At 73.0% G+C, this 25,371-nt stretch carries 23 protein-coding genes; 14 read left to right on the forward strand and 9 right to left on the reverse strand.

The features are described 5' to 3' along the window. Positions 1-25: 25 nt before the first annotated feature. The 7 genes from ABZX22_RS21865 to ABZX22_RS21895 all read right to left on the reverse strand — a co-directional run bounded on the left by ABZX22_RS21865 (position 26) and on the right by ABZX22_RS21895 (position 5,366). Positions 26-1,000 carry a hypothetical protein gene (locus ABZX22_RS21865; RefSeq protein WP_354911858.1) on the reverse strand — a complete coding sequence of 325 codons (975 nt, stop codon included), beginning with the start codon at positions 998-1,000 and terminating at the stop codon, positions 26-28. Between the two features lie 57 nt (positions 1,001-1,057). Continuing rightward, entirely contained in the window at positions 1,058-2,521 is a 1,464-nt protein-coding gene (locus ABZX22_RS21870; RefSeq protein ID WP_354911860.1) for a serine hydrolase domain-containing protein, read from the reverse strand. 893 nt (positions 2,522-3,414) lie between these two features. Next, a complete protein-coding gene (locus ABZX22_RS21875; protein WP_354911862.1) occupies positions 3,415-3,795 on the reverse strand; it encodes a hypothetical protein in 381 nt (126 codons plus the stop codon). Then, entirely contained in the window at positions 3,785-3,979 is a 195-nt protein-coding gene (locus ABZX22_RS21880; RefSeq protein ID WP_354911865.1) for a helix-turn-helix transcriptional regulator, read from the reverse strand. The genes ABZX22_RS21875 and ABZX22_RS21880 overlap by 11 nt, the downstream gene beginning before the upstream one ends. A 71-nt stretch (positions 3,980-4,050) precedes the next feature. Then, entirely contained in the window at positions 4,051-4,266 is a 216-nt protein-coding gene (locus ABZX22_RS21885; RefSeq protein ID WP_354911867.1) for a hypothetical protein, read from the reverse strand. A gap of 11 nt (positions 4,267-4,277) precedes the next feature. Continuing rightward, a complete protein-coding gene (locus tag ABZX22_RS21890) occupies positions 4,278-4,613 on the reverse strand; it encodes a glycosyltransferase (protein ID WP_354911869.1) in 336 nt (111 codons plus the stop codon). Between the two features lie 174 nt (positions 4,614-4,787). Further along, on the reverse strand, positions 4,788-5,366 hold the full coding sequence (locus tag ABZX22_RS21895; protein WP_354911871.1) for a TetR/AcrR family transcriptional regulator: 579 nt from the start codon (positions 5,364-5,366) through the stop codon (positions 4,788-4,790). Between the two features lie 74 nt (positions 5,367-5,440). Between ABZX22_RS21895 and ABZX22_RS21900 the strand changes: the two genes are divergently transcribed. Together ABZX22_RS21900 and ABZX22_RS21905 are read left to right on the forward strand one after the other, a co-directional pair. Then, entirely contained in the window at positions 5,441-6,265 is an 825-nt protein-coding gene (locus tag ABZX22_RS21900; RefSeq protein WP_354911875.1) for an alpha/beta hydrolase, read from the forward strand. 371 nt (positions 6,266-6,636) lie between these two features. Next, entirely contained in the window at positions 6,637-7,401 is a 765-nt protein-coding gene (locus ABZX22_RS21905; protein WP_354911878.1) for an ankyrin repeat domain-containing protein, read from the forward strand. A 151-nt stretch (positions 7,402-7,552) separates the two neighbouring features. Here ABZX22_RS21905 and ABZX22_RS21910 read toward each other — a convergent pair whose 3' ends face one another. Further along, positions 7,553-8,725 carry an MFS transporter gene (locus tag ABZX22_RS21910; protein ID WP_354911881.1) on the reverse strand — a complete coding sequence of 391 codons (1,173 nt, stop codon included), beginning with the start codon at positions 8,723-8,725 and terminating at the stop codon, positions 7,553-7,555. Between the two features lie 73 nt (positions 8,726-8,798). Between ABZX22_RS21910 and ABZX22_RS21915 the strand changes: the two genes are divergently transcribed. The 10 genes from ABZX22_RS21915 to ABZX22_RS21960 all read left to right on the forward strand — a co-directional run bounded on the left by ABZX22_RS21915 (position 8,799) and on the right by ABZX22_RS21960 (position 20,069). Further along, on the forward strand, positions 8,799-9,821 hold the full coding sequence (locus tag ABZX22_RS21915; protein ID WP_354911884.1) for an ROK family transcriptional regulator: 1,023 nt from the start codon (positions 8,799-8,801) through the stop codon (positions 9,819-9,821). Positions 9,822-9,965: 144 nt separating this feature from the next. Then, positions 9,966-10,250: a hypothetical protein gene (locus ABZX22_RS21920; protein ID WP_354911886.1), complete on the forward strand. Its 285-nt coding sequence runs from the start codon at positions 9,966-9,968 to the stop codon at positions 10,248-10,250. Positions 10,251-10,534: 284 nt separating this feature from the next. Further along, positions 10,535-11,746 (forward strand): hypothetical protein, encoded by a 1,212-nt coding sequence (locus ABZX22_RS21925; protein WP_354911889.1) that lies wholly within the window; start codon positions 10,535-10,537, stop codon positions 11,744-11,746. A 25-nt stretch (positions 11,747-11,771) separates the two neighbouring features. Continuing rightward, positions 11,772-13,556, forward strand: coding sequence for a hypothetical protein (locus ABZX22_RS21930; protein ID WP_354911892.1), 1,785 nt, complete (start codon positions 11,772-11,774; stop codon positions 13,554-13,556). Further along, positions 13,553-15,004: a hypothetical protein gene (locus ABZX22_RS21935; RefSeq protein WP_354911895.1), complete on the forward strand. Its 1,452-nt coding sequence runs from the start codon at positions 13,553-13,555 to the stop codon at positions 15,002-15,004. The genes ABZX22_RS21930 and ABZX22_RS21935 overlap by 4 nt, the downstream gene beginning before the upstream one ends. Before the next feature lie 22 nt (positions 15,005-15,026). Then, complete coding sequence (locus tag ABZX22_RS21940) at positions 15,027-16,016, forward strand: MinD/ParA family protein (RefSeq protein WP_354911897.1); 990 nt, start codon at positions 15,027-15,029, stop codon at positions 16,014-16,016. An 11-nt stretch (positions 16,017-16,027) separates the two neighbouring features. After that, complete coding sequence (locus tag ABZX22_RS21945) at positions 16,028-16,726, forward strand: hypothetical protein (RefSeq protein WP_354911900.1); 699 nt, start codon at positions 16,028-16,030, stop codon at positions 16,724-16,726. A gap of 520 nt (positions 16,727-17,246) precedes the next feature. Beyond that, positions 17,247-18,236, forward strand: coding sequence for a hypothetical protein (locus tag ABZX22_RS21950; RefSeq protein ID WP_354911902.1), 990 nt, complete (start codon positions 17,247-17,249; stop codon positions 18,234-18,236). Next, on the forward strand, positions 18,233-18,973 hold the full coding sequence (locus ABZX22_RS21955) for a glycoside hydrolase family 16 protein (protein WP_354911905.1): 741 nt from the start codon (positions 18,233-18,235) through the stop codon (positions 18,971-18,973). Before ABZX22_RS21950 ends, ABZX22_RS21955 begins: the two co-directional genes overlap by 4 nt. Before the next feature lie 259 nt (positions 18,974-19,232). Next, a complete protein-coding gene (locus ABZX22_RS21960) occupies positions 19,233-20,069 on the forward strand; it encodes an SAM-dependent methyltransferase (RefSeq protein WP_354911908.1) in 837 nt (278 codons plus the stop codon). 179 nt (positions 20,070-20,248) lie between these two features. Here the strand turns inward: ABZX22_RS21960 and ABZX22_RS21965 are convergent, their stop codons facing one another. Then, positions 20,249-22,471, reverse strand: a complete 2,223-nt coding sequence (locus tag ABZX22_RS21965; protein ID WP_354912009.1) for an excinuclease ABC subunit UvrA — start codon at positions 22,469-22,471, stop codon at positions 20,249-20,251. Between the two features lie 320 nt (positions 22,472-22,791). Here ABZX22_RS21965 and ABZX22_RS21970 point away from each other — a divergent pair, with 320 nt between their 5' ends. Then, positions 22,792-23,553, forward strand: a complete 762-nt coding sequence (locus ABZX22_RS21970; RefSeq protein ID WP_354911910.1) for a MerR family transcriptional regulator — start codon at positions 22,792-22,794, stop codon at positions 23,551-23,553. Between the two features lie 177 nt (positions 23,554-23,730). After that, a complete protein-coding gene (locus ABZX22_RS21975) occupies positions 23,731-25,359 on the forward strand; it encodes a hypothetical protein (RefSeq protein ID WP_354911911.1) in 1,629 nt (542 codons plus the stop codon). Positions 25,360-25,371: the final 12 nt, after the last annotated feature.

Raw genomic sequence — 25,371 nt, forward strand, 5'->3', positions numbered from 1 at the left:
CGCGGCGGGCCGGTTTCGGCGGCCGTCATGCCGTCTCGGCCATCAGCGCGTCGCGCACCTTCCGCAGCCCCGGCAGCCCGGCCGGCACCGCCGCGGCCCGCCGCCGCATCTCCTCCGGGGTGCCGACGCCAAGGTCGTCGAGCAGGTCCTGCAGGGCGGCCGTGCCGTACGGGCTGAACGTCAGGCAGCGCGCGAACGTGACCACGATCCACCAGACCGCCTCCCGGTGCAGGCCCTGCTCGATGAGGTCGCGGGTGCCGTCGATGGAGATCTGCCGGGCCTCGGGGGTCAGGTCCGTCCCGTACGGCTTCGCCGGATCGTACGGCACGCGGTCGTAGACGTCGGCCAGCCGGTCCAGGTGCGCGGCGACGCGGGAGGCGTCGAGGTGGGCGCACCCGAGCCAGTCGAGCAGTACGTCGTGGAAGCCGGCGTGCCCGTGCCTCAGCAGGACCTCCCGGGCTGCCACGTACCGGCGGCGGACGGTCGGGTTGGCGCGGGCGGCGGTCAGGATCACCAGCGTGGGCAGGCTGGCCGGGAACGCCCAGGAGAGCACCCGGTCGGCCAGCGGCCGGCCGACGTCGAACCGGGCCAGAGGGGAGATCCGCTCCTCCAGCGCCGCGCATCGGATGCGGACCCAACGGGAGCGGCCGAACTCCCCCGCCACCGCGGCGTGCAGCGCGGCGAGCCGCCCGTCCGGATCGGCCAGCAGGACGCCCCTGCTCAAGGCGGGCGCCAGCGCCGGTGAGGACAGCACGTCCGCAGCGGACTCCAGCGGGGCGTAGCCGACCTCCAGCAGCACGCCCTCGTGCCGGAACTTGCCCAGCTTCGGCGGGGCCTCGCCGTCGACCACGATCACGAGATCGACGTCGGAGGCGGCCGGAAGCTCCGCCTCGGCCGGAAGCCAGGCCGCGGACCCGCTGACGTAAGCGCCGACGAATCCGGGGACCTGATGCTCCGCCACCCATCGCGCCGCCACAGCCCGCGCCTCTGCGATCTTCATGGTGCGACCCTAGGGGATCCGGACCGGGCGGCCGGGACGCGGACGGGGGCGCACGCGTCAGACCACGAGGACGAGGAGCGCGACGATCGCGGCGTCGATGGCGAGGCTGAGCAGGGCGGGCAGCCAGCGGCTGCGATGGCGGGCCGTGGGCAGCTCCCGCCAGCGGGCCAGGTGGACGGCCGTGCCCGCCGCGGTGACCGCCGCCACGAGGATGAACGCCGCGAACGGCACCGTGCCCCAGGCCCCGGCCATCCAGGCCACCCACAGCAGCAGGGCGGCGTTGGCCGTCGCGTTGACGGCGCCGAGCCGGTCGGCCTGCGGACGGCTACGGCTCGGCCGCCGCCGGGTCGCCGGCTCCCACGTGATCAGGACAGCGGCGGCGAGCAGCCCTGCGGTGATCGTGAGGAGGAGCGGGTCGGTGGACGCGGGCGTGGGTTCCTCGTGGCCGAGCAGCCGCAGGCCCACGTGGTCGACGTCCTTGTCGGTGTTGCCCAGCACGACCACGCCGCGCCGCCCCGCGCGGTCGAACCCGACGTATGACCGGAAGCCGCCGGTGCCGCCGTTGTGCCAGGTGACCTCGCCTTCCGCGGTCTTCGTCGTGAACCAGCCGTAGCCGATGCGGCTGGTCTCGTCGTCCGTGAAGCGCGGCGTCGCCGCTTCGGCCCCAGGGGCGTCACCCTTGAGCATGGCGTCGACGAGGCGGGCGAGGTCGGCGCTCGTGGACCAGATCCCCACGCCCGCCGGGGCGTAGCCATCGCTTGTCCACGGGTCCGCCTCGTGCCCGGCCCGCACGTAGCCGTGGGCCCTGCCCGCCGGTGGGACCGAGGTGGTGGTGGCCCTCATGCCGAGCGGGTCGAGCACCCGCCGCCTCAACAGGTCGCTGTACGGCTGCCGCGCGCGTTCGGCGAGCGCGTGCCCGAGCACCGCCATGCCGAGGTTGGAGTAGGCGACCGTGCCGCGTCCGGAGAGCGTGGCGGAGTTCGCCGCCGCGCGCACGCCCGAGACGCCCTGGCCGGAATAGGGGTTGCCGTGGGTGTAGTTCGCAGCGGCTGCCCGTACCAGCGTGCCGAGACCGCCCGCGAGCCGCGGCAGGCCGGATCGGTGGCCGGCCAGCTCCTCGTAGGTGATCGAGCCCTGCAGCCCCGGCACCGGGGACCGCGGGTCGAGGCCGTCCCTCGCGGCCATGTCGGCGAGGAGCATGCCGGTGAGCGCCTTGGTCACCGAGCCGATTTCGAACGAGGTGGACGCGTCGACCGGACGCGGGACGGGGCCGCCCGTGTCGCCGACGCCGGCCGTACGGACGGCGCCGTTCTCGATCAGCGCCACGGACAGCGCGCGGTAGCCGTCGGAGCCGGCCGCCTGGCGCACGGCCTGGGCGAGCGCACGGTCACCCGTGGTCACGGACCCCAGGCGCGGCGGCCCGGGCGCGACGGCGAAGGCCGCGACCGCGGCCAGCACCGCCGCGACCAGGACGGACGTCAGCCGGCCCGGTGTCAGCACCAGGCCGCTCCGCTGGAACATGGAACGCATCCCCTCTCAGGGTCGGATCGGATCGCTTGCAAACGGTGTGACCGGTTCCGCGTGGGCCCCCTCGCCTGTCAGGTTCGGATCGGATCGCTTGCAAACGGTGTGACCGGTTCCGCGAGGGCACCTCGCCGTGTCCCGGGGATCCGGGGAACGGCATGGCGGCACCCACGCGTGACCGGCCGGACCACGAGGGCGGTCAGGGGGCACGCCCGGGAATGACGAGCGGGATCCCGGCGACGGCATGAGCACTCCCCCAACGGGGCCGCAGGTGGACCCATCCCCAAGGACGACCGCGCAGCCGGTGCGCACCCGTCCCCTCGAAGGGATGGCCACCGCCCGCACGGATGAGCGCCGGTTCGTGAGGGACGGCACCCGACCGCCACCCACGGCGCGGCCCCTGCCGGGGGCGGCGCACACCGCCAGACCCGGTGATCGTCCTTGTCGGGCCGGAAGCCGGGGTTGGGGCACGGCGCCCACCAGCGCGAGCCCGAGAGCCCGAGAGCCGGGGTGCGCCGGCGGACCGGGCCAGCGGCCGTCGCGACCGAGCTGGGCTGGTTGGCCGGGCCGAGTCGGTTGGGCCAGCCTGAGCCAGGCTGGCCAGGCTGGCCCGGCTGAGCCAGACTGGCCCGCTGGGTCGGCTGGGTCGGCTGGGGCGGCTGGGTCGGTTGGGTCGGTTGAGCCCGTCCAGGCTGGGTCGGTCGGCTGGACCCGCCCAGCTGGCCCGCGGGTCGGCTGGGACCACCCAGGTCGGGTCGGTCGGGTCGGTCGGGCCGGGGAGGGCCTGGGCGGGTCGGTCGGGTCGGCAGGGCCAGGAGGGGCTGGGTCGGTGGGGCAGGGCTGGGTGCCGGGTTTTGTCGCGGAACGCGGCGGATGAGCGGATCCGGTGGTCAGCCCCGGCGGGAGAAGTAGACGAGGGCAGCCACGTAGGACACGCCCGCGACGGCTCCCAGTAAGGCGAACGGCATGGGATCCTCCCCGCGCCAGACCCGCACGAAGAACCCGCCGACCACGACCATGCTGAGCACGTGGGCGGTGGCGCCGCGGGCGCGCAGCTCGTTGAGCTTGCGCCGCTCGTCGCCCAGTTCCCCGCTCAGCATCGCGGTGGTCTCACTGGCCTTGCGCGTCAGCACGAGGAAGGCTGCGTATCCGGCCATGACCCCGAAGAGCGCGAGCCCGAGGACGACCTGGCCGCGGAGCATGAACGGCACGCCGAGCAGCAGCCCGAGCACGAGGCTGAACGCCGTGATGAACCAGCGGTTAGTCGTCACATTGGAAGATCTCCTCGACGGTCCGGCCGAAGAATCGGGCCATGCGGATGGCGAGCGGGAGCGACGGGTCATACCGGCCCTGCTCGATGGCGTTGATCGTTTGCCGGGAGACCCCGAGACGCTCCCCGAGGGCCTGCTGGGAGAGCCCCGCGGCGTTCCGGAGCTCTCTGATGTCGTTGTCCACAACGTAAAGCTCCCTTTACTTCAACCTCACGATGGAAAGTACCCTTGACACCGGCGGGTGTCAAGGGAGCTTTACTTCGTGAGCACCCGCACGTGGTCGACCAGCATGGGCCGTCCCGGCACGGTGGCGGCCGTTGGTCCGCCACCGAACGCCTGGGGCAGCCCGCCGCCGACGGCCACGTTCAGGATCAGGAAGAAGCCGTGGCGGGTTGCTTGCTCCCAGGTGGCCGCGTCCATCCGGGTCGCCTCCACGGTGAAGGACAGCCGCCCGTCCAGGTACCAACGCACCTCGCGCTCGGTCAGCTCGACCGCGTAGGTGTGGAAGGAGCCGTGGCAGGTGGGGCACGGCCGCTCGCCCGAGGTGATCCCGCGCGGCTCTGCGGGTCCTCCAGGCAGGGGACGAGATGGCGCAGGAAGTCGGGCCGAGGGCAGAAGTCGGCGTCGAACACGGCGACCAGGTCGGCGTCGCCGAGGGTCAGGCCGTGGTTGAGGTTGCCCGCCTTCTTCAGGTGGCCACGGTCGGGCCGCGAGTCGTAGTCGAAGGCGTGCTCGCGTGCCAGGCGCTTGACCTCGGGCCGGGCGGCGTCGTCGAGCACGAGGACGCGTTGTGGAGCGTTCCAGCTCAGGGCCGCCACGTGGCGGAAGGTGTTGGCCGGCACCTCTTCCGGCTCGCCCAGGGTGTGCAGGAGAACGTCGACGGAGGGCAGGGCCGCCGGGCGCCAGGAGCGGAAGAGCAGGAGGTGCGACTCCCAAGTGGTGGTGTGCTGGCGCTTTGCCGTCGACGTAGGAGAACACCCAGCTCGTCAGGTTCAGCGCGAGGGCGGCGCGGCCAGCAGGCGGCCGAGGAGGTCGTCGACCACCCGCTCGGCCCTGTCCGTCTCACCCGTGCGCGCCACCAGCAACGCCACCTCGTTGATCGCCGCCAGCAGCATGTGGGCGTACATCCCCAGGTGGTCGTCCCGGACGGCTCCGGTGGCCCGCAGCGCCCCTCTAAGCATGCCGAAGGCGTGGCGGGCCTCGACCTCGCGCCATTTCTCCCAGCCGAGGACCGAGGGGGCGTCGACGAGGACGATCCGCCGGACGACCTCGTCGCCCGCCAGGCGGATCCAGGCCAGGACGCCCAGGCGCAGCGCCTGCTCCGGGCTCACGGCATCGCGCACGGTGTCGGCGATCCGGCGGCCGACCTCCGTCTCCACCGCCTCGAGGACCGCCTCGAACAGGGCGTCCTTGCCGGCGTAGTGGTGGTAGAGCGCTCCCCTGCTCAGACCCGACTCGTGCAGGACCGTCTCGATCGAGGTGCCCTCGTAGCCGTGCTCGGCGAACAGGCGGGTGGCGATGGCCAGGACCCTGTCGCGCGTGGCGGCGCCGCGCTCTGCCTTGCGGTTCATGACCACCACTCTAGACATACCGACCAACGGTCGGTTATTTTCCAGACCGACAGTCGGTTTGTCATGGAGGAACGATGAGGACACATCACGGCATCTCCTACGTCGACGAAGGCGACGGGCCCGTCGCGCTGTTCGTGCACGGCGCCGGCACCAACGCGAGCCTGTGGAGCAACGCCATCGCCGAACTGCGCCTCGAACGCAGGTGCGTGGCCCTCGACCTGCCGCTGCACGGTCGGAGCGAGGCGAGGGACGAGCTGTCGCTGCCCGCCCTCGCCGAGCTGGTCGAGGAGTTCTGCGCCGATCTCGGCCTCGGCACGGTCGACCTCGTCGCCAACGACAGCGGCGGCGCCATCGCGCAGGTCCTCGCGGTCAGGCACCCGGAACGGCTGCGCACGCTCACGCTGACCAACTGCGACGTGCACGACAACCTGCCGCCCGAGGCCTTCAAGCCCACCGTCGAGCTCGCGGCGAAGGGAGAACTCGTGCCGCTCACCGCCGTACTGCTCGACCGGCCCGCGCTCGTGGCCGGAAGCGTCTTCGGCGCGGGCTACGAGCGCATCGACGACCCCGAGGCGCTGGTCGAGCGGTTCCTCCGGCCGATCTTCGGCGATCCCGAGCGCGGCCGCGCCTTCGAGCGGTTCCTGGTGGGGCTGGACGCCAAGGACCTCGTCGCCATCGAGCCGGAGCTGAGGCGGCTGGCCGTACCCACGCTGGTGGTGTGGGGCACCGGCGACCCGTTCTTCGAGCCCCGGTGGGCGCGGTGGCTGCGCGACACCGTTCCAGGGGTCAGGAAGGTCGTCGAGATCGAGGGCGGCAGGCTCTTCTTCGTGGAGGAGCGGGCCGGCGAGCTCGTCCCCCACCTGCGCGAGCACTTCGCCTTCGGGCTCCGGCAGGCCTGAGGCCCACGTCCGGTGCGCCCCGCGTCGGGTCGCCGCCGCTCCCCCCGCTTCGTCGTCGCCGCGGCGGCCGGGAGCCCGTGCGCCGGCCTGGGACCCGTGCCGGTCTGGGACCCGTGCCGGACGGGGAGCCCGTGCGCCGGAAAGGCGCCCACGCGGACCGAGAAGAGCGCGCCCGGGAAAACAGGAGAAAGCCCCGCACACCCCGGGAAAACGCCCACGCACGGGGAGGAGAGCGCGCAGGGGGGTAAACGCCCCGGCACGCACAGGAAAGCTCGCACGCCTGGGGTAAACGCCCCGGCACGCTGAGGAAAGGCCCGCACGCAGGGAAAACCGGTGGAGAGCGACGCGCAGCGCCGTCCACACTGGGCCGCGTGACAGAGAACGCATTGGTGACGGCAACGACGACCGGAGCCGCCGACGAGGTGAGACGGCTGCTGGAGAGCGGAGCCTCCCCCGACGAGCCCGACGACGAGGGCAGCACCGCCCTCTACCGAGCGGCCGTCCAGGGGCACGCGGAGATCGTGCGCGCGCTGCTGGCGGCCGGGGCCGATCCGGACCGGGAGAGCGGCGGCGGCAGCGAGGGGCTGCCACTGTGCGCCGCGGCCACCTGGGGGCGGCTGGACGTGGTGGTCGCCCTGCTCGACGCGGGCGCCGACCCGGACCTGAAGGAGGATCCGGACAGACACGCGATGGCCGCCCTGCACTGGGCCGCCGCCAAGGACCATCTCGCCGTCGTGTCAGCGCTGCTCGGCAGGGGCGCCGACCCCGACGTCCTGGACAGCGCGGGCAACACCGCGCTCGTCCACGCCACCCGGTACGGCGCGGCGGCCGTGGTCCGGGTGCTCCTCGACCACGGAGCCGACCCCTCGATCACCGACGGCCAGGGACGGCTTGCCCTCGATCTGGCCCGCGACCTGGCCGGCCAGGACATCGAAACGGTGGTCCGCGACCGGGCCGGGGAGTACGCCCCGGCGGGCGCGCGGATCAGCGTGCGCCGCGAGAAGCCGGAAGGCGGTGGTGAGCGCGTCGTGGCCGAGGTGCGGGAGAGTGACGGCCGGTTGCGTTCGGAGTCGTTCCTCGGGACCGGCCACGCCGAGATCGTCCGCCTCCTGGAGGCCCGCCCGGCCGGCGCGTAGGCCTCCGTTCCCGAGGTCCCGCACCGGAAAGGAAGGCAGCCCGCCCGCGGGATCCCGCGCCAGGCCGGCCTGCGGTCCTCCACGGGGTCCGGGGCGGCGGACAGCCCCATCCACGCGAGGTCCCGTGCCGGGCGGACCGGCCGCGTCTCGTTCACACCTCGCAGGGGGTGAGTCCGGCCGCCTCGGCCTGTCGCACGCGCGGGCGCATGACCGCCGACAGCAGCACCATCAGCACGGCCACCCCGGTGATCATGGCGAAGGCCGCCGGGTAGGAGACGCCGCCCGCGACCCAGCCGGTCACCGCGGGAGCCGTCAGGCCGGACAGGTAGGTGATCGTCGCGACTCCCGCCACGCCCTCGCCGGGCGTGGGCCCCGCGTTTCCCGCCGCGGCGAACACCAGCGGCACGATGGCCGCCACGCCCAGCCCGATCAGCGCGAAGCCGATGACGCACAGCACCGGCGTGCGGGCGGCGACCACGGTGACGCCGCCGGCGACGGCCAGGACCCCGCCCGCCCTGACCACCGTCACCGGCCCGAACCGGTGGACGAGACGGTCACCGGCCAGGCGGGCGCCCGCCATGCAGAGCATGAAGATCGTGTAGCTGGCGGCGGCCGTGCCGGGGCCCGCGTCGGCGACCTCGGTCAGGTAGACGGCCGACCAGTTCGCGCTCGCGCCCTCGACGAAGGTGCCGCAGAAGCCGACCACGCCGATGCCCAGGACGGCCTTGGGCGGCAGCGCGAAGCGGCGCGGTGCGGGCGCGTCGCCGAGCGTGCCGCCCGGCGGGTCGGGGAACAGGCCGCGCCCCGCGACCGTGCCGGCCAGCAGCATCACCAGCGCCATCGCGCCGAGGTGTGTCCGGGCGTCGGTGCCCGTCTGGGCGGCCAGGATGCCGACGCCGCCGCCGGCCAGGCTGCCCAGGCACCACATGCCGTGCAGCCCTGAGATGATCGGGCGGCCCAGGCGCCGTTCCAGGACGACACCGTGCGCGTTCATGACGACGTCGCACATGCCGGCGGCCGCGCCGTACAGGAGGAAGACGGCGAACAGCACGGCGGGCACGGGGGCGAGGGCGGGCAGTGCCAGCGCGAGGCACCACAGCGCGAGCACGATCCTGGTCGCCCTGGCGCTGCCGAGCCGGTAGCTGAGGCGGCTGGCCATGGGCATGGCGACGAACGCGCCGATCGACGGGCAGAGCAGGGCCAGTCCGAGGGTGATGGCGCCGAGGCCGAGGTGGTCCTGGATCCAGGGGATGCGGGTGGCCAGGCTGCCCGCGACGGCGCCGTGGACGGCGAAGACGGCGGCGATGGCACGGTGGGGGCTCATGGCGCAGAAATTATCAGGAAGCCTTCCTGATGAAAAGAGGTAATAGGCAGGCTCCCTGCTTATTATGAGGAGCGTGAAGACCGCCACGCCGGCCATGGCCCGCGCGATCAACGACCGGCTCGCCCTCGACCTGCTGCTGGAGCGCGGCCCGCTGACCGCTCCCCAGCTGCGCGAGCTCACCGGCCTGTCCAGGCCCACCGTCTCCGACCTGGTCGAGAGGCTCATGGAGGGCGGCCTGGTCGAGGTGACCGGGGAGTGCGGCCAGGACCGGCGCGGGCCGAAGGCGCGCCTCTACGGCATCGTCGCCGGCCGCGCCCACGTGGCAGGCGTGGACCTGCGGCGCGCGACGGTCGAGGTGACCGTCGCCGACATCACAGGGACGACGGTCGGCACCGCCGTACGCGATCTGCCCGAGCATCCCGACCTCGCCGCGTTCGTGGAGAGCACGGTCAGCGCGGCCGCCGGCGACCGCGCGCTGGACACGGTGGCGATCGGCGCGCCCGGCCTGGTCGATCCGCGGCACGGCGAGCTGGTCGCCGGCAACGGCGTGCCGGGCTGGGGGCCCGGCTTCGTGCAGGAGGTACGGCACCGCCTGGGCGTGCCGGTGATCCTGGAGAACGAGGTGAACCTGGCCGCCGTCGCCGAGCACCGCACCGGGGCGGCCATGGGGAGCGACGACTTCGTCCTGCTGTGGCTCGATGACGGCGTCGGCGCGGCGGTCGTGCTGGACGGCAGGCTGCGGCGCGGGGCGTCGGGCGGCGCGGGCGAGATCGGGCTGCTCGAGGTGGACGGCACGACGTTCTGCGAGAGCGTGGCCAGCGGCGCGGCGCGCGAACTAGGCGGCGAGGAACTGGCTGGGCGGATCGCGCTGGCCGCCTTCGCGATGGTGACGATCCTCGATCCGGGCGTGGTCGTGCTCGGCGGGAAGACGGGGCGGGCCGAGGGCGACACGCTCGCCGGGCTGGTGGGCGAGCGGCTCGGCGCACTGTCGCCCGCGCCCACCAGGGTGCTGGCGAGCACCGTGGCGGGCAACGCGATCCTGCAGGGCGCGGTACTGACGGCCCTCGACACGGCCCGCGACAGGATCTTCGGCTGACGCCGGCGCGCCCAGGGCCGCGGCGATCTCCTCCCGCCGGTCGGCGGACTCGCGTTGAGCCGGCCCCCCGCAAGAACGACAAAAGGGACTTGCAACCGGCTTCGACTAGAAAGCCCCCATTGCTCCACGGACAGGGGGACGACCGTGACCGATGCGCACGAGCTTCAGCGCCCGGCGCCGGAGGCGCTTCGCGTGCGCGGCCTGCCGTTCGGCCGGGCCAAGAATGTGATCGCGGACATGGCGTTCGCCGGGCTGCGCCTGCTGATCACCATGGGCCGGTTGATCCAGCCACCGGCCCGCCGCTCGCGGCGACTCTGGCGACCCTCCCCGTCCTGCCTGGCGACGAGCCGGCGGGCGGATTTCGGTTGGGCCTTCATCGGCGAAGAGATCGACCGAAGACAATTCATCCCGACGCCGCCCAGTAAATGATCTAGAGCGGCCCGTCGAGGCCCTTCGGCATCCGGCACGACGGACGAGCCGTCCATCTATAACGTACTGTCAGGAGCCAGTCAAGGACGCAAATTATACTTTTTGGTACTTCTCTATAGACATTGCCGAAATAGCGTTCTAATAACATCCGGAAAGTTCGATTACTAGATTTATGACCCTTGAAAGGACGGGCCGTAAGTCTAATATCTGGGTTTGTGTCCCATGATCCATCGGACTTACCGGACAAGCAGGTCTGGCCACCCGGCCATTCCGATGACACCGCCGTGACAGCTCCCATCCCTCCGCTGGCCAGGCACAGGTCGCAGCCGCAGCCACCGGAGGAGTGGGAGCCCGAACGGCTGTCCGCAGGCCCGTGGCGGCTGATCATTCGTGCGGGGACCGTATTCGTCGCGCTGACCGTGGTGGGGATCGGGATCGGCGCGATTCGCTCGTCGTGGACGCCCGCGCCGAGCGTGGTCACGCCCGTGGCCAGCGCGTCCGCGCTGGCGACCGGCCGGGGATCCACCCAGGCCGGGGCGGCGCAGCAGCAGGCCACGCCGGTCGGACCCGGGACCTCGGGCGAGCCGGTCGAGCCGGGGGCTTCGGCGCCGCCGCGAGGGGGCGGAGCCGAGCCCGCGGTCTCGACCCGGGAGGCCAAGCGGGTGCACGACCGCTTCCAGCGCGACCTGTCGGCCGTCCAGCTCGACATGGACGACAAGGCCGTGGCCCAGCTCGAGCAGGGGCTGGCGCTGGAGATGACCAGGGCGAGCTTCGAGACGGCCAGGCTGCGCGACGACCCGGTGGCGGCCGGCATCTGGCCGGGCACCAAGGTGTGGGTGCCACGCCGTACGGCTGAGGCGGGCGAGTGGTTCGTGGCCGCCATGCACGAGCCGGGCGTGGCGCGCGTGACCGACGTGCTGGTCAGGACGAAGCAGGGGTGGCGGCTGGTGGCCTCCACCGCCGACACCCGCAACCCCGCGCCCGAGCTGCCGGCCATCGCCGTCGACGCCGACGGGTACGCCACCAGCCTGGACGAGTTCACCTCGGGCCTGCGCGGCACGCCCAAACAGGTCGCGCTCGCGCACCTGAGAAGCCTGGAACGGGCCACCGACGACGAGCGGTTCGCCGACGGGCCGTGGACGTCGACGGCGGTGCGGCTCTGGCAGCGCGAACGCGCCCAGCTCCGCAAGGCCGGCTGGAAGCTCGAGCTGTCCTACCGCCTGACCGGGAAGGTGCGGGCGCTCAGGACCGTCGACGGCGGCGCCCTGGTCTGGTACGCGGCCCGCTCCACCGAGGTGCGCACGGCCGAGCGGCCGGGCACCACGGTGACGCTGAAGGGCTCGGCCGCCGTCCGCACCGCCAACCGGCCGTTCGCTCAGACGGCCAGCGCGACCTACGGGCGGATGTACCTGGCGTACGTTCCGCCGATCGACTCCACCGAGCCCATCAGGGTCCTGGGCGACTGGACAGACGTACTGGAGAGCCACGGCACCTGACGGACCACCAGATAAGAGGAGCACCATGGCGACATCCCCACGCAGACCTTCCAGGTCAACGGTCGTCACGACAGCACTCACGATCGGCGTGTTCGGCGCCGGGGCGGGACTCGGCGGTTTCCTCCAGAGTCGTGCCCCCGAGCCCCGCAGCGAGGTCCTCCGCCTGGCGGCGGGCACCTATCAGCTGGACGAGCAGGAGGGCGGGTCGTCCTCGGACGCGCTCACCGCCCGCTCGCTCACCGGCGCGGACGGCGGCAGCACGCTGTCGGGCGGTTCGGGGGGCCCGCCGTTGTGCCTGGCGGCCACCGTCGACTGGCTGGCTGTCCAGGGGTCCGGTGAGGCGTGCGCGTCCATCCCCCTGCTGGGCAAGGAGATGACGGATCCGCCCCTGCTGCGCCCGGGAAACCCGGCGGAGCGGTCCACGCCGGTGCCGAAGGCGCCGGAGCCGAAGGATCCCGCGCCCAAGAAGAGCGATCCGCCGCCGGCCACGCGGATGAACGAGCCGCCGCCGCAGCGATCCGACCCCCGGCCGCCCGCGAGGGAACGGGACGACTCCCCCGAGCCCAGGAGGAGCGAGGCTCCCGCGCCCAGGCGCAGCGAGCCCCCCGCGCCGAGGAAGAGCGAGCCGGAGGCGGACAGGAAGGACGAAAACGATAGGAAGGAGGACAAGAAGGCCGAGATCCCGGCGCCTGGCTTCCCGAAGGGCACGCTGCGGGCCGTCGAGCCCAACGCGCAGCCGCTGCCCAGCGGCCCGCCCCGCCAGCCGGTACGGCCCCGCCCCGCCGACCAGAACCCGCCTGACCAGGTGCCGCCGGGCCAGAACCCGTCCAGCCAGAACCCACCACGGCAGACCTCACCACGGCAGAACCCGCCGCAGAATCCGCCGCGGCAGACCCCACCGAGCCAGAACCCGCCGGACCGCGGCACCCCGGACCGCGGCACCCCGGACCAGGGCACGCCACGCCGGCACCCGACCGTCCGGCCGCCGGACCAGTACCCCACGGCCCGCCAGCCGGCCCCGCGGATCCCCACCCGCGTTCCCACGGCCCCTCCTCCTGGAGGCAACCCGACGGTCCGGCCCCCCGACGACCGGCAGTGCCTGGTGACCGGCCCCGACGGCAACGCGCTGCGCCCGGCCGTGGCCGGCAGGATCGCCCCCGGCTGCGAGGACCCCGCGCAGACCGCGTTGCCGACGGCCAGGCCCGCGCCGCCGACCGGCAGGACCACGCCCACCGCGGCGCCCAAGGCCACCCCCAGGGCCACCGTGAAGGGGACCGCCAGGACCGCGCAGCCGTCCATGCCGACGTCGCTGCGGCCCGCCGCCAGCCCGGGCCGGCGCACCGGGGCGCCCGCCACCTCGGGCCCGCGCGTCGGCGACGGCACGGCCCTGCGCCCGGCCACCGTCGAGGGCGAGAGCCTGCCGATCTTCCAGGATCCGGCGCTCATGCGCCGCGCCGAGGAGGCCCTCGGCCTCGACGGCACCAGGTCCTACGTCGACGCCAACGGCGAGTGGGACCTCACCGTCGCCCCGCCCGGTACCCCCGAATGCCGTGACTACAGCGAGCAGCAACTGCAGGCCATGGGCGTCTCCACCGCCTCGCCCGCCAGCCTGCCGCGCGACTCGTGCCTGTGGCCGGCCTTCATCCGCTGGCTGTACGCCGATCCCGCCCCCGGCGAGGTGAGCAACTGGACGAAGTTCACCGGCCTGCCCGACCGGAACCTCCAGCTCGTGGTCGTCGACCCGAACAGGGCAAGCCTCCAGCCGCCCGAGACCGCGCCGGGCGCCGTCGACCCGGATCAGGGGCCATGAGCTCTCTTCACGACACGGGAAACGCCATCCTCGGACCCGATCGGGCGGCCGCGTGGGTGCGGGAGCACGGCGGCCACCTCATGGACTACGCCTGCTACCGGCTCGGCGAGGCGGCGGCGCCGGCCGCCGTCGCCGCCGCGCTCGGCGCGTCGCACTGGCGTGCCGTGCCGGAGAACGTCTCCGAGCGCGGCCTGCTGTTCGCGGCGTTGCGGGGCGTGTGCCTGGCCGATCCGGCGTGCCGGGACGGTTACCACCCGGGGACGGGGCCCGGCCTGCCCGACGCCGAGCTCATGGCGCGGGCCTGGGGACTCGTCGACCCGCTGGGCGTGGAGGCGCTGCTGCTGCTGTTCCGGCACGAGCTGACCCTGGCCGACCTGTCCCATGTCCTGGGGCTGCCGGAGGCCGAGGCGCACCGGCTGGTCACCAGGACGCAGGACCTCATCGAGACGCTGGTGAGCGGGCTGGACGCGCTCGCCCGCGGCCGTCCGACGTGTGACGGCCTCGTGGCGCTGGTGGCGGCCGCCTTCCCCGCCGGCTCCGACGCGGCGCGCGCCGACCTGGTCACGCACATGATCGAGTGCGCGGCGTGCAACCGGCCGTTCAACATCCACTACACCGTCCCCCAGATGATCGACCAGGTGCCGGTGGCCCCGCTGAGCGCCGCGCGGCGGGAGGAGGTGCTGGGCCTGCTGCCCGCCGTGCCCGACCCCTCGCCGCCGGCCGTTCCGCGCCAGGCCGCGCCCGCCGAGCCCGGGGCCGATCTCGACGTGCGGCCGCCCGCGATCCCGACCCCCGGCCAGGACACGCCGCTGTTCAACGCGCTGGCGTCGGTGGTGTGGGCGCGCGAGGTGCTGTCCCCCACCGACCAGGCGAGCGCGCCGCCCGCCCGGCCGGTCCAGGACCGGCCGGGCGAGACGGCGCCGTCGCCCACCGAGTCCCCGCCATCGCCGCGTCCTTCCCTGCGGCCGTCGCTGCGGCCGCGCTCGCGGCTGCCGGAGGCGCTGGCCGCCGCCGGGGCGCGCACCCGCCGTACCGCGGTCAAGGTCGCCATCATGCTCGTCGCGGGTACGGCCGGCATGGTCACCGGCCTGCAGATCCTCGGGCCCGCCCCGGAACCGCCGCGGGAGACCACGTTCACCCCCTCGTCGGGCAGCGACGCGCTGGTGGGGCGGCTGACCCTTCCCGCTTCGGTCACGCTGGACGAGTTCGGCAGGGGCACGATCACGCTGAATCTTCCCGGCGAGCCGGTGAGCTGGCGGATCATCGCACCCGGCCTCGCCGTCACGCCGTCGAGCGGCACCTCGGGAGACGGCGACCCGGCGGTGATCCACGTGCGGGCCGTGCGCTTCCGGCACTGGTGCGGCGACCCGTCGCCGGTCGAGATCGTGCTGACCGTGCAGGGACCCGCCGACTCGCTCACCACCCGCGTTCGCTGGAACACCTGCTGACCCCTGTGAAAGGACGCTTGCCATGACGGAGACCCCTTCCAAACTGCAGAAGCCGGCCACACAGGCGGAGCAGTTCGACCAGACCATCCCGCTGACCGCCGAACGCCTGCTGACCAACCGGCGGCCCGAACCTGCCTCCGGCTGGCGGCGCCTGGTGTGGCAGCTGTCGGGGCGCCGGTACATCCCCGCCGAGTCGACGGCCGAGGTTGAGCGCCGCAAGCTGATCGCCCAGGCGCAGACCCCGGTGGCCAGCGGGCACCACAGGATCGCGGTCATGAGCCTGAAGGGGGGCGTCGGCAAGACCACCACCACGGCCGCGCTGGGCAACACGCTCGCCTCGCTGCGGGGCGACAGGGTCATCGCCATCGACGCCAATCCCGACAGGGGGACGCTGGGGCTGAAGGTGAAGTCGGAGACCGCCGCGACCATCCGCACGCTGCTGGCCGAGGCCGAGCACATCGTCAGGTACGCCGACGCGCGGGCCTTCACCTCCCAGTCGCCCGCACGCCTGGAGGTGCTCGCCTCCGACACCGATCCCGCGGTGAGCGACGCGTTCGACGCCGACGACTACCGTACGGTCGCCGGGCTGATCGAGCGCTACTACTCCATCTGCATCACCGACTGCGGCACCGGGCTGCTGCACGGCGCGATGGGCGCGACCCTGGACCTGGCCGACCAGATCGTCCTGGTCAGCCTGGTGGCGGTGGACGGCGCCAACTCGGCGGCGGCCACGCTCGACTGGCTCACCGCGCACGGGCACGCCGACCTGGTCAAGAACGCGATCGTGGTGCTGAACGCCGTCGAGGAGCGCTGCGACGTCGATGTGGACCTGCTGGAGCAGCACTTCGCGGCCCGCTGCAGGACCGTCATCCGCGTGCCGTTCGACCCGCACCTGAAGGAGGGCGCCGAGGTCGACCTGCTGCGGCTGCGGCCGACCACGGCGGGCGCCTACCTGCGCCTGGCCGCCGCCGCCGGGCAGGCCTTCAGCCTGCGTCCCGATCGGGGCCGCTAGTGCCGCCGGTGATGGAGGACCCGGCCCTGCGCTGGGATCTGGGTCCGGTACGGCGCCGCCACCGCGCACGCCGGGTGGCGATCGCGGTGGTCGCGGTCCTCGCGCTGGCCGTGGCCGCCTGGACGCTGCTGCGTCCAGGAGCGGACGACGGGCCCGTCACCCTGGCAGAGCCCGCCGGGTACCACGGCGCGGCGGGTTTCCCCATCGGTTTCCCGCACACCGAGCTGGGCGCCGCCTCGGCCGCCGCCGCGACGTTGGAGGCGGCCTGGTCGCTCGACGACGTGCAGGCGACGGCCGCCGCGCAGCTGTACGCGCCGCCGGAGCAGCAGGAGGCGGCCCGCGCGGGCGCCGTGAGCGCGACCAAGGGCTGGCGGCGCACCCTCGGCCTGCCCGAGGAGGGGTCGCTGCCCGCGGGAGCGGCGATGCGGTCGAGCACGATCGGCATCCGCTGGCAGGAGCGCGCCGAGGACCAGATCCTCGTCTCGGTCCTCGTCCAGGTGACGGCCACCAAGGGCGACTCGGGCCCGGTCTACTCCAGCCCCTACGCCATGAACCTGCTCATGACCTGGCACCCGACGCTGCGCGGCGGGGACTGGGTCAACACCCCCGACACCCGGCCCGCCGCGGCGCCGCCCGCTGCCGCGCCGGGCACCCCCCAGTTCACCGCGGCGGGCTGGCGGCCCATCGCCCGTACCCAGCCCACCTCGTGACTCCAGGAGACAGCCGCTCATGACCCCCAGCCGCCCCTCCCGGCGCCTTTCCTTAGCCTCCGGCCTGCTGCTGGCCTGCGTGTCCGTCGTGGGTGGCGGAGCGCTCGCCCAGCCGTGGACCTCGCACGCCGACGTCGACCCGTCCTCTCCTGAGGGAGGTCCCGCGGGGACGATCGCGCCCGAGCCGGCTCCCGAGCCCGCCCCTGAGCCGGCTCCTGAGCCTGCCCCTGAGCCCACGGAAGAGCCGACCTCGAAACCGACCTCGGAACCAACCTCGGAACCGACGTCGGAACCGACCGAGCAATCGACACAACGATCGACGTCGGTACCGAGCCCGGAACCGACGGACACGCCCACGGCATCCGACAGCCCCACGGCGACGAAGGCCCCCAAGGCCACGCACTCGCCCGAGAGGAAGAAGCCCGACCCTCCTGCCACCGCGAAGCCGGCGCCCAAGCAGGAGGAGCCGAAGCCGCTGCCGTCCGATCGGCCCGCGCCGGTCGAGTGGCCGCCCGCCAAGATGGAGTTCCCCCTCCCGCTGCCCGGCAAGGGCACCACGGCCAAGCCGACCGTGCCGAGCATCCCCAAGCCCGCCGCCACGAACAGCGCCGCACCCAAGCCGACGGCCAGCACCGCGCCGAAACCGACGGCAAGCACCGCGCCCAAGCCCACGCCCGTCAAGGTCACGCCCACCGGGGCCGCGACGAGTGCCGCCAAGAACACCGCCGAGCCCGGCGCCCGCCCCACGCCCGCCGGTCAACCGCCCGCCGTCAAACAGCCCCCCGTCAAGCAGCCCACCGTCAGGCAGCCCGCCGTCACGACGGGACCGGTCCGGGCGTCGACCCCGGCCCGCGAACCCGCCCCCCAGCCGCCGGTGCCGGCGGAGGCGAGTCCCCCGCCTTCCGTCCCGCCCTCGGTGCCTCCCTCGGTGCCCCCCTCGGCGCCTCCTGCGGTGGCGCTTCCCTCCGCGCCGCCCGCTTCCGTGAGCGCCCCCACCGCCCAGCCCGCCCCGAGCACCGGACAGGCCGCGCCCCGCGCGCTCGCCCTCAACCCGCTCAACGCCCTCACCGCCCGGACCGTCCTGCCGCTGCCCGCGCTCGCTCCGCCGGCCACCGCCACCGGGCAGACCTGCCTCGCCCAGGACAGCGCCGCCTGCTGGGGCCTGTCGCCGTGGCACGGCACGGCCGGCACCGGGACGGGCGTGCAGGCGCCGGCACCCGGGTGGGCCTTCGTCCCGCCCGCCGCCGCCCAGCCGTTCACCACCGGTGCCCAGCCGTTGACCACCGGTGCCCAGCCGTTCGCCGCCGGCGACCGGCCGCTCACCACGGACGGCCGGCAGCCCGGCGCCCGCGCGATCGGTGACCTGGCCGGTGCACCCGAGGCCCAGCCGCCGGCCGTGTCCGGCGACCCGGCCGGAACCGGCGCCGCCCAAGCGACCCTCGGTCCTACGATGTGCTGGGTGTTCGGGCCCGCGGCCGGCTGCGCCAGGGCGGAAGGGGGTGCGCCGTGAGGTCGACCACGCGATCCCGCCTCGCCGTCATCGGGGTGGTGGCGGCGCTGCACTGGAGCACGCCGGGGTTCGTCGGCGTCGCCACGGCCGCCCCCTGCGCGCAGCTCCCTGACCAGCGCGGCTGGGGGCAGCCGGTGTGGTGCGCCGAGTTCGACGACTATCTCGACCCCAATGAGTGGGCCGTCTACGACTCCGCCGGCCACGCCGGCAACGGCCGCCGCTCGCCCGGCCAGCTGTACCTGGGCGACGGCTCGCTGTTCCTGTACGGCGCGGCCGACGGCACCACCGCCGGGCTCGCGGCCAGGTACACCCAGCTGTACGGGCGGTGGGAGGCGCGCATCCGGCTGTATCCCGGCGCGGGCTCCTACCATCCGGTCGCGCTGCTGTGGCCGGCCGGCGGAGGAGGCGGCGTGGTGCCCAACGGCGGTCAGGAGATCGACTTCCTCGAGGTCATCGACGATCCGGAACGGCAGCGCCCGAACTTCTTCATGCACAGCCCCTCGGGACGGCAGGAGGCGCACGCCGACCTCGACATGACCACCTGGCACACCTACGCGGTGGAGAACTCCCCCGAGGGCGTGGTCGGCTACATCGACGGCCAGGAGTGGTTCAGGTCCTCGATCGCGGCGACCACCCCGATGTCGGCGTGCCTGCAGCTGGACTGGTTCCCCGGCGAGGGCAGTGCGGGTGACGCCTGGATGGAGGTCGACTACCTGCGCATCTACGCCCTGACGTGACGCCCCGGCCGCCCGGCCGTCGAGTCCGGAAACGTCCTCGCGACCACAGGAGGAGTGAGACGTCCTCGCGGCCGTGAGTGGAGCGGGACGTCCTGGCGGCCGTGGGTGGGGCGGGACCGGCGAGGAGAGAGGCGTGCCCGATGGGGTCAGGTCCCGATCGGGCACGTCCTTCCCGGGCCGAGGGCCGGCGGGGTCTGCCAGGCGGAACGAAAGCGACAGTCTCTGCCGAATCGCGCTCTACCCGCCGTACCGGGGCCCTATGATGATCTTCACTGCCCGCGAGGAGGAACCTGTGGCCGACCAGCAGCCCGAGTGGAACAACGCCATCGACACGACCAGGCCGAGCATCGCGAGGGCCTACGACGTCGTCCTCAACGGCAAGGACAACTTCGAGGTCGACCGTGAGTTCGTCGCCGAGATCGTGAAGGTCGTCCCCGAGATCTACGACGTGGCCACCTACAACCGGCAGGTCCTCGGCCGCGGCGTGCGGTTCATGGTCGAGCAGGGCATCACCCAGTTCGTCGACCTCGGCTCCGGGCTGCCGACGGTTGAGAACACCCATCAGGTGGCCCAGCGCGCGAACCCCGCGGCGCACGTCATCTACGTCGACAACGACCCGATGGTGCTGGCCCACGGCAGGGCGCTGCTGGCGGAGAACGAGCGCACCGCGGTCGTCACCTCCGACCTGCGCGACCCGCACGCCATCCTCAAGGACGCGGCCGTCCAGCGGCTGATCGACTTCGACCGCCCGGTGGGCGTGATGCTGGTGGGCATCCTGCACCACCTGCACGACGACGAGGACCCTCGCGGGATCGTCGAGGCCTACATGAACGCGGTCCCGTCGGGCAGCCACCTGTTCATCACGCACTTCTGCGACTCCAGCCAGGACTCGCGCGACGCGGAGAAGAAGTTCCTCGCGCTGCTCGGGACCGGCCGCTTCCGCACCGCCGCGGAGATCACCGCGTTCTTCGACGGGTTCGAGCTGGTCGAGCCGGGCGTGGTGCCGCTGCCGCTGTGGCGCCCCGAGCAGGACGTCCCCGCCAAGCTGACGGTGGGGCAGCGGCTGATGTACGGCGGGATCGCCCGCAAGCCGTAGCGCACCCCGCCGCCCGCCGGCGGTCAGCACGCGCACGACCACGTCGGCTCGCGAATCGCCTGCCCGTACGGCAGGCACCCCACCCCCTGCCTGACACGCGACGCCGTCGCCGGCGCGTCCCCCTGAACACCGGGCGACGGGTGGGGTGCCCCCGGCAACGCCCGGGAGCACCCCGTCGCTCAGCCGACGTACCGGCGCAGGTGCTGGGCGGTCAGCGAGGTCCCGGTGTCGACCAGGTCGGCCGGCGGCCCGGCGAACACGACCTGCCCGCCGTCGTGGCCGGCTCCCGGCCCGAGGTCGATGATCCAGTCCGCGCGGGCCATGACCGCCTGGTGGTGCTCGATCACGATGACGGTGTTCCCGTCGTCCACGAGCCGGTCGAGCAGGTCCAGCAACTGGTCGACGTCGGCCAGGTGCAGCCCGGTGGTCGGCTCGTCCAGCACGTAGGTCGTGCCGTTCTTCGCCATGTGGATCGCCAGCTTGAGCCGCTGCCGTTCGCCTCCGGACAGCGTGGTGAGCGGCTGGCCGAGACCGAGGTAGCCGAGCCCGACCGACGTCAGCCGGTCGAGGATGGTCCTGGCCTGGCCGGTGGTGAAGAACTCGCGCGCCTCGGACACCGACATGCCGAGGACCTCGCTGATGTTCTTGCCGCGCAGCCGGTAGGTCAGCACCTCGGGGGTGAAGCGCCGGCCCTCGCATTCCTCGCACACCGTCGCCACCTCGGCCATCATCGCCAGGTCGGTGTAGATGAGGCCGATGCCCTTGCAGGCGGGGCACGCGCCTTCGGAGTTGGCGCTGAACAGGCCGGGCTTGACGCCGTTGGCCTTGGCGAAGGCCGCCCTGATCGGGTCGAGGAGCCCGGTGTAGGTGGCCGGGTTGCTGCGGCGGGAGCCGCGGATGGCCGACTGGTCGGCGACGATCACGCCGTCGCGCCCGGCGACGTAGCCGTGGATCAGCGAGCTCTTGCCCGATCCGGCGACGCCGGTGACGACGGTGAGCACGCCGAGGGGGATGTCGACGGCGACGTCCCTGAGGTTGTGCAGCGAGGCGCCCCGGATCGGCAACTGCCCGGCCGGCGTGCGGACCTTCTCGCGCAGGCTGACCCGGTGGTCGAGGTAGCGCCCGGTCAGGGTGCCGGAGGCGCGCAGGCCGTCCAGGTCTCCGGCGTAGCAGACGCGGCCGCCCGCCGTGCCGGCGCCGGGGCCGAGGTCGACCACGTGGTCGGCGATCGCGATCGTCTCCGGCTTGTGCTCGACGACCAGGACCGTGTTGCCCTTGTCGCGCAGCCTGAGCAGCAGGCCGTTCATGCGCTGGATGTCGTGCGGGTGCAGCCCCGCGGTGGGCTCGTCGAAGACGTAGGTGACGTCGGTCAGGCTCGAGGTGAGGTGGCGCACCATCCGCACGCGCTGCGCCTCGCCGCCGGACAGCGTGCCGGACTCCCGGTCGAGGCTGAGATAGCCGAGGCCGATCTCGACCAGCGCGTCGAGGGTTTCGAGCAGGGTGGCCAGCAGCGGCGCCACGGAGGCGTCGTCGATGTCGCGGACGAACGCGGCCAGGTCGTTGATCTGCATGGCCGAGCATTCGGCGATGCCGCGGCCGTTGATCAGGGCGGACCTGGCGGCGGCGTTCAGCCGGGTGCCGCCGCAGGCGGGACAGCCGGTGAGCTTGACCGCCCGGTCGGCGAACGCGCGGGCTCCCGGCTGCATGGACTCGCGGTCCTTGGCCAGGTAGAGCCGCCTGACCTTGGTGACGAGTCCCTCGTAGGTGAGGTTGTTCGAGCCGATCTTGATCTTGGTGGCGGGCTTGTGGAGGAAGTCCTCCCACTGCTCGGGGGTGAAGTCCTGCAGCTTCAGGTCGGGGTCGAACAGGCCCGAGTGCGCCATGAGCTGCCAGTACCAGGTGTCGACCGCGAACCCGGGAACCTTGATCGCCCCCTCGTTCAGCGACCGCTCCCTGTCGACCAGTTCGTCGATGTCGATGTCGGTGACCTTGCCCAGCCCCTCGCACTCCGGGCACATACCCTCGGCCCTGTTGAAGCTGAAGGCGAAGGGCGGGCCGACGTGCGGGAGGCCGATCCGGCTGAACATGATCCGCAGCATCGTGTGGGCGTCGGTGGCGGTGCCCACCGTGGATCGCGCGTTGGCGCCCATCCGCTCCTGGTCGACGATGATCGCCGCGCTGAGGTTGCGCAGCGCGTCGACGTCCGGACGGTTGAGACTGGGCATGAAGTTCTGGACGAAGGCCGTGTAGGTCTCGTTGATCAGCCGCCGCGACTCGGCGGCGATCGTGTCGAAGACGAGCGAGGACTTGCCGGATCCGGAGACCCCGGTGAACACGCTGAGCCGTCGCTTCGGGATGTCGAGCGACACCCCGGTCAGGTTGTTCTCCCTGGCGCCACGCACCTGGATGAGATCGTGGCCGTCCGCGGCGGTGTGCTGCGATCCGCGGACGCTGTCATGACGAAGGTTGTCTGCCTGCTGGCTGGAAACCACGGAAACCTTTCCATACTCGTGTGATGGTCACTGCGGCCGAGAGGTCAGGCGGATGCCCGTGCGTGCCCGGAAAGAGGGAGCGAGCCGGTGATCGGGCGGCCGTCGCCGCCGCCGGCATCCGCGCTTCAAGTGTCTCATTGAAGCGCTCGTGAAGACTTTTTCCGAAGATCCGCCGCTCTCGCCGAGTCTGGGTGCCGATAACCTTCAACCACGACGTAAGGGGAGAGGCGATGAGCCCACAGCGGACGGCGCTGCGTCCGATCGATCTGGCGCGCATGGCCGGCATATCCACCCAGCAGATCCGCAACTACGCCGACACCGGCATCCTGCCCCCCAGCCCCCGGACGGCCGCCGGATATCGCCGATTCCACGAGGGGCACCGCGCCGCGCTGGTGACCTACCGGACGCTCGCCAGGGGATACGGGTGGGACACCGCGCGCTCGGTCATGCAGGCCGTCCACGCGGGCGACCTGCCCGAGGCGCTCACCCTCGTGAACGCGGGGCACGCGGCGCTGCACGAGCAGCGGCTGTCCCTCCAGGCGGTGGGCGAGGCGCTGGAGGCGGTCGCCGAGCAGGCACCGGACGACTCGGCGCTGCCCCGTGCGGGCATGCGCATCGGCGAGGTGGCCGCCTACCTCGGCGTGCGCACCTCGGCGCTTCGGGTGTGGGAGTCGGCGGGCCTGCTGTCCCCCAGGCGCGAGCCCGGCACGCGGTACCGCATCTTCGGCCCCGCCGACGTGCGCGACGCCCGGATGATCAGCATGCTCAGGCGGGGCCGCTACCTGTTCCCGCAGATCCACGTCATCCTGGACGGCCTGCGCCGCACGGGCAGCAGCGACGCGCTGCGCGCGGCCATCGCCCAGCGCCAGGCGGAGCTGGTCGAGCGGGCCACGGCCATGCTGGAGGGCTCCGGCCACCTCCACCACTACCTCACCCACCTGGGCGGCCGGCCGCCCGCCCCGCCGGACGGAACGTCAGGGAGCTGCCATTGACTGAGGTCCTCCTTCGCGGCGGCCGCCCGTGGGGAGCGCGGACTGCTGACCGCTCCAGGCACCGCAGGGCACGCCGGTGATGAAGGATGGCCTGATCCCCTGACCCTGCATGACCGTCTCTGTAACCGCTGATACGATTTTGGCCTTTCGTGACCTACGAGCTCTAACGGGGCAATTGTGACGACGGGGCCCGGTTTTCAGCAGCAGTACCCGGCGCAGTCTCCGCCGTGGCAGCAGGGGCAGCAGGCGCAGGAGCCGTACCAGGCGCAGTGGCCGCAGGCGCAGGGACAGCAGCAGTACCAGGCGCCATGGCAGCAGGGACAGCAGGGGCAGCAAGGGCAGTGGCAGGAGGGGCAGCAGGCGCAGTGGCAGCAGCCACCGCCGCCCCCGCCCCCGCCGCCGTCACCCAGGCGCAGGACCGGGCTGTGGGTGGCGCTCGGCGTCCTGTCCTTGGTCCTGGTGATCGGTGTCGGCGCGGGCGTGGGACTGGTGCTGAGGGGCGGGAGCTCGGCGGGCGCCCTCGACCCGGCCCCGACCGGAGCGGCCGAGAAGGGACAGAACGGCCAGGGGTCGGATCCCGCCGCCGTCGTGGTCACCGACCAGGAGATCGACGCGCTGCTGAAGTCGCACGGCGACGCGCTGACCGCAGGCGACGCCAAGGCGTTCACCTCGATCTTCGACCCGGGGAACGCGGCTTTGGTCCGTGGCCAGGCCAGGCTCTTCGCCAACCTGCGCAAGATGCCGCTGAGCGAGATGTCGTACCAGACGCTGCGCCGCAACGGCCGGGCGGAGGACAGCTTCGGGCGCGGCGTGACCTTCACCCAGGACGTCGCGTTCGTCCACCGCTTCACCCGCATCGACCTGAAGCCGGTCTCGGAGTGGTACCGCTGGACGATCAAGAAGGCGTCGGCCGACGCCCCCCTGGTCGTCACCAAGGTCGGCGGCGCGCCGCCGCCGATCACGGGCGGTGAGGGCTCCAAGACCGTGTACTACCCCGGCCCCTGGGACATCTGGCCCGGCGTGGCCGTGGTGGAGGCGGGCCCCAGCCTCGTGCTGGCCAGACCGGAGGACGCCGGACTGGCCAGGCGCATCGCGCCGACCGTCGCCCAGGCCACCGCCGACGACCTGGACTACTGGCGGCGCAACGGGCCGCCGGACGCCACCGTGCCGAGCGGGTTCGTGGTCGCGTTGGCCAAGGGCCAGGCGCAGCTGGGCAACCTGTTCCGCAAGGAGAAGGCGCACGAGGCGGGCGTGTCGATCCCGATGCTGAGCTGGCGCCCCGGCGACGACGTCAAGATCGGCGGTAGCCGGATCGTGCTCGACACCACCTCGCCCTTCTTCTCCGACACCGCGGGCATCAAGGAGGTCAGCCAGCACGAGATCGCCCACTCGCTGGTCGCGAGCCTCGACAGCGCCGAGATGTCCCTGTTCGGCAAGCCCAACTGGATCGTCGAGGGCTTCGCCGACTACGTCGCCACGCGGCACCAGAGCGTCGCCCAGGTGCGCCGGTACCCGGACGGCAGGGCCTACGTGGCGGGACGGATGGCCAGGCCCTTCGACGGCCGGCTGCCCGACAACGTGTTCTGGGACTACAAGAACATGGTCAACACCAACTACTTCATGGGCAACCTCGCCATGCGCTTCATCGCGACGAAGTTCGGCGAGCGCAAGCTGGCCGAAGGCGTGGTCGCGGCCTACCGGGCGCAGGGCGACGAGAGCGAGGCGGCGCTGTTCGAGGTGCTCGGCGTGAGCAAGGCGGAGTTCGAGCGGCAGTGGGCGGCCTACGTTCGCCGCCAGCTGGCGTAAGGGGGGACGGGG

The sequence above is a fragment of the Nonomuraea sp. NPDC003804 genome (assembly GCF_040610675.1).
Taxonomy (GTDB): domain Bacteria; phylum Actinomycetota; class Actinomycetes; order Streptosporangiales; family Streptosporangiaceae; genus Nonomuraea.

Excerpts from the sequence above, each read along its gene's own strand:
- ABZX22_RS21865 (WP_354911858.1), bottom strand. The coding sequence starts at position 1,000 with ATGAAGATCGCAGAGGCGCGGGCTGTGGCGGCGCGATGGGTGGCGGAG.
- ABZX22_RS21870 (WP_354911860.1), bottom strand. The coding sequence starts at position 2,521 with ATGTTCCAGCGGAGCGGCCTGGTGCTGACACCGGGCCGGCTGACGTCC.
- ABZX22_RS21895 (WP_354911871.1), bottom strand. The coding sequence starts at position 5,366 with ATGAACCGCAAGGCAGAGCGCGGCGCCGCCACGCGCGACAGGGTCCTG.
- ABZX22_RS21900 (WP_354911875.1), top strand. The coding sequence starts at position 5,441 with ATGAGGACACATCACGGCATCTCCTACGTCGACGAAGGCGACGGGCCC.
- ABZX22_RS21910 (WP_354911881.1), bottom strand. The coding sequence starts at position 8,725 with ATGAGCCCCCACCGTGCCATCGCCGCCGTCTTCGCCGTCCACGGCGCC.
- ABZX22_RS21930 (WP_354911892.1), top strand. The coding sequence starts at position 11,772 with ATGGCGACATCCCCACGCAGACCTTCCAGGTCAACGGTCGTCACGACA.
- ABZX22_RS21935 (WP_354911895.1), top strand. The coding sequence starts at position 13,553 with ATGAGCTCTCTTCACGACACGGGAAACGCCATCCTCGGACCCGATCGG.
- ABZX22_RS21940 (WP_354911897.1), top strand. The coding sequence starts at position 15,027 with ATGACGGAGACCCCTTCCAAACTGCAGAAGCCGGCCACACAGGCGGAG.
- ABZX22_RS21945 (WP_354911900.1), top strand. The coding sequence starts at position 16,028 with ATGGAGGACCCGGCCCTGCGCTGGGATCTGGGTCCGGTACGGCGCCGC.
- ABZX22_RS21950 (WP_354911902.1), top strand. The coding sequence starts at position 17,247 with ATGGAGTTCCCCCTCCCGCTGCCCGGCAAGGGCACCACGGCCAAGCCG.
- ABZX22_RS21960 (WP_354911908.1), top strand. The coding sequence starts at position 19,233 with ATGATGATCTTCACTGCCCGCGAGGAGGAACCTGTGGCCGACCAGCAG.
- ABZX22_RS21970 (WP_354911910.1), top strand. The coding sequence starts at position 22,792 with ATGAGCCCACAGCGGACGGCGCTGCGTCCGATCGATCTGGCGCGCATG.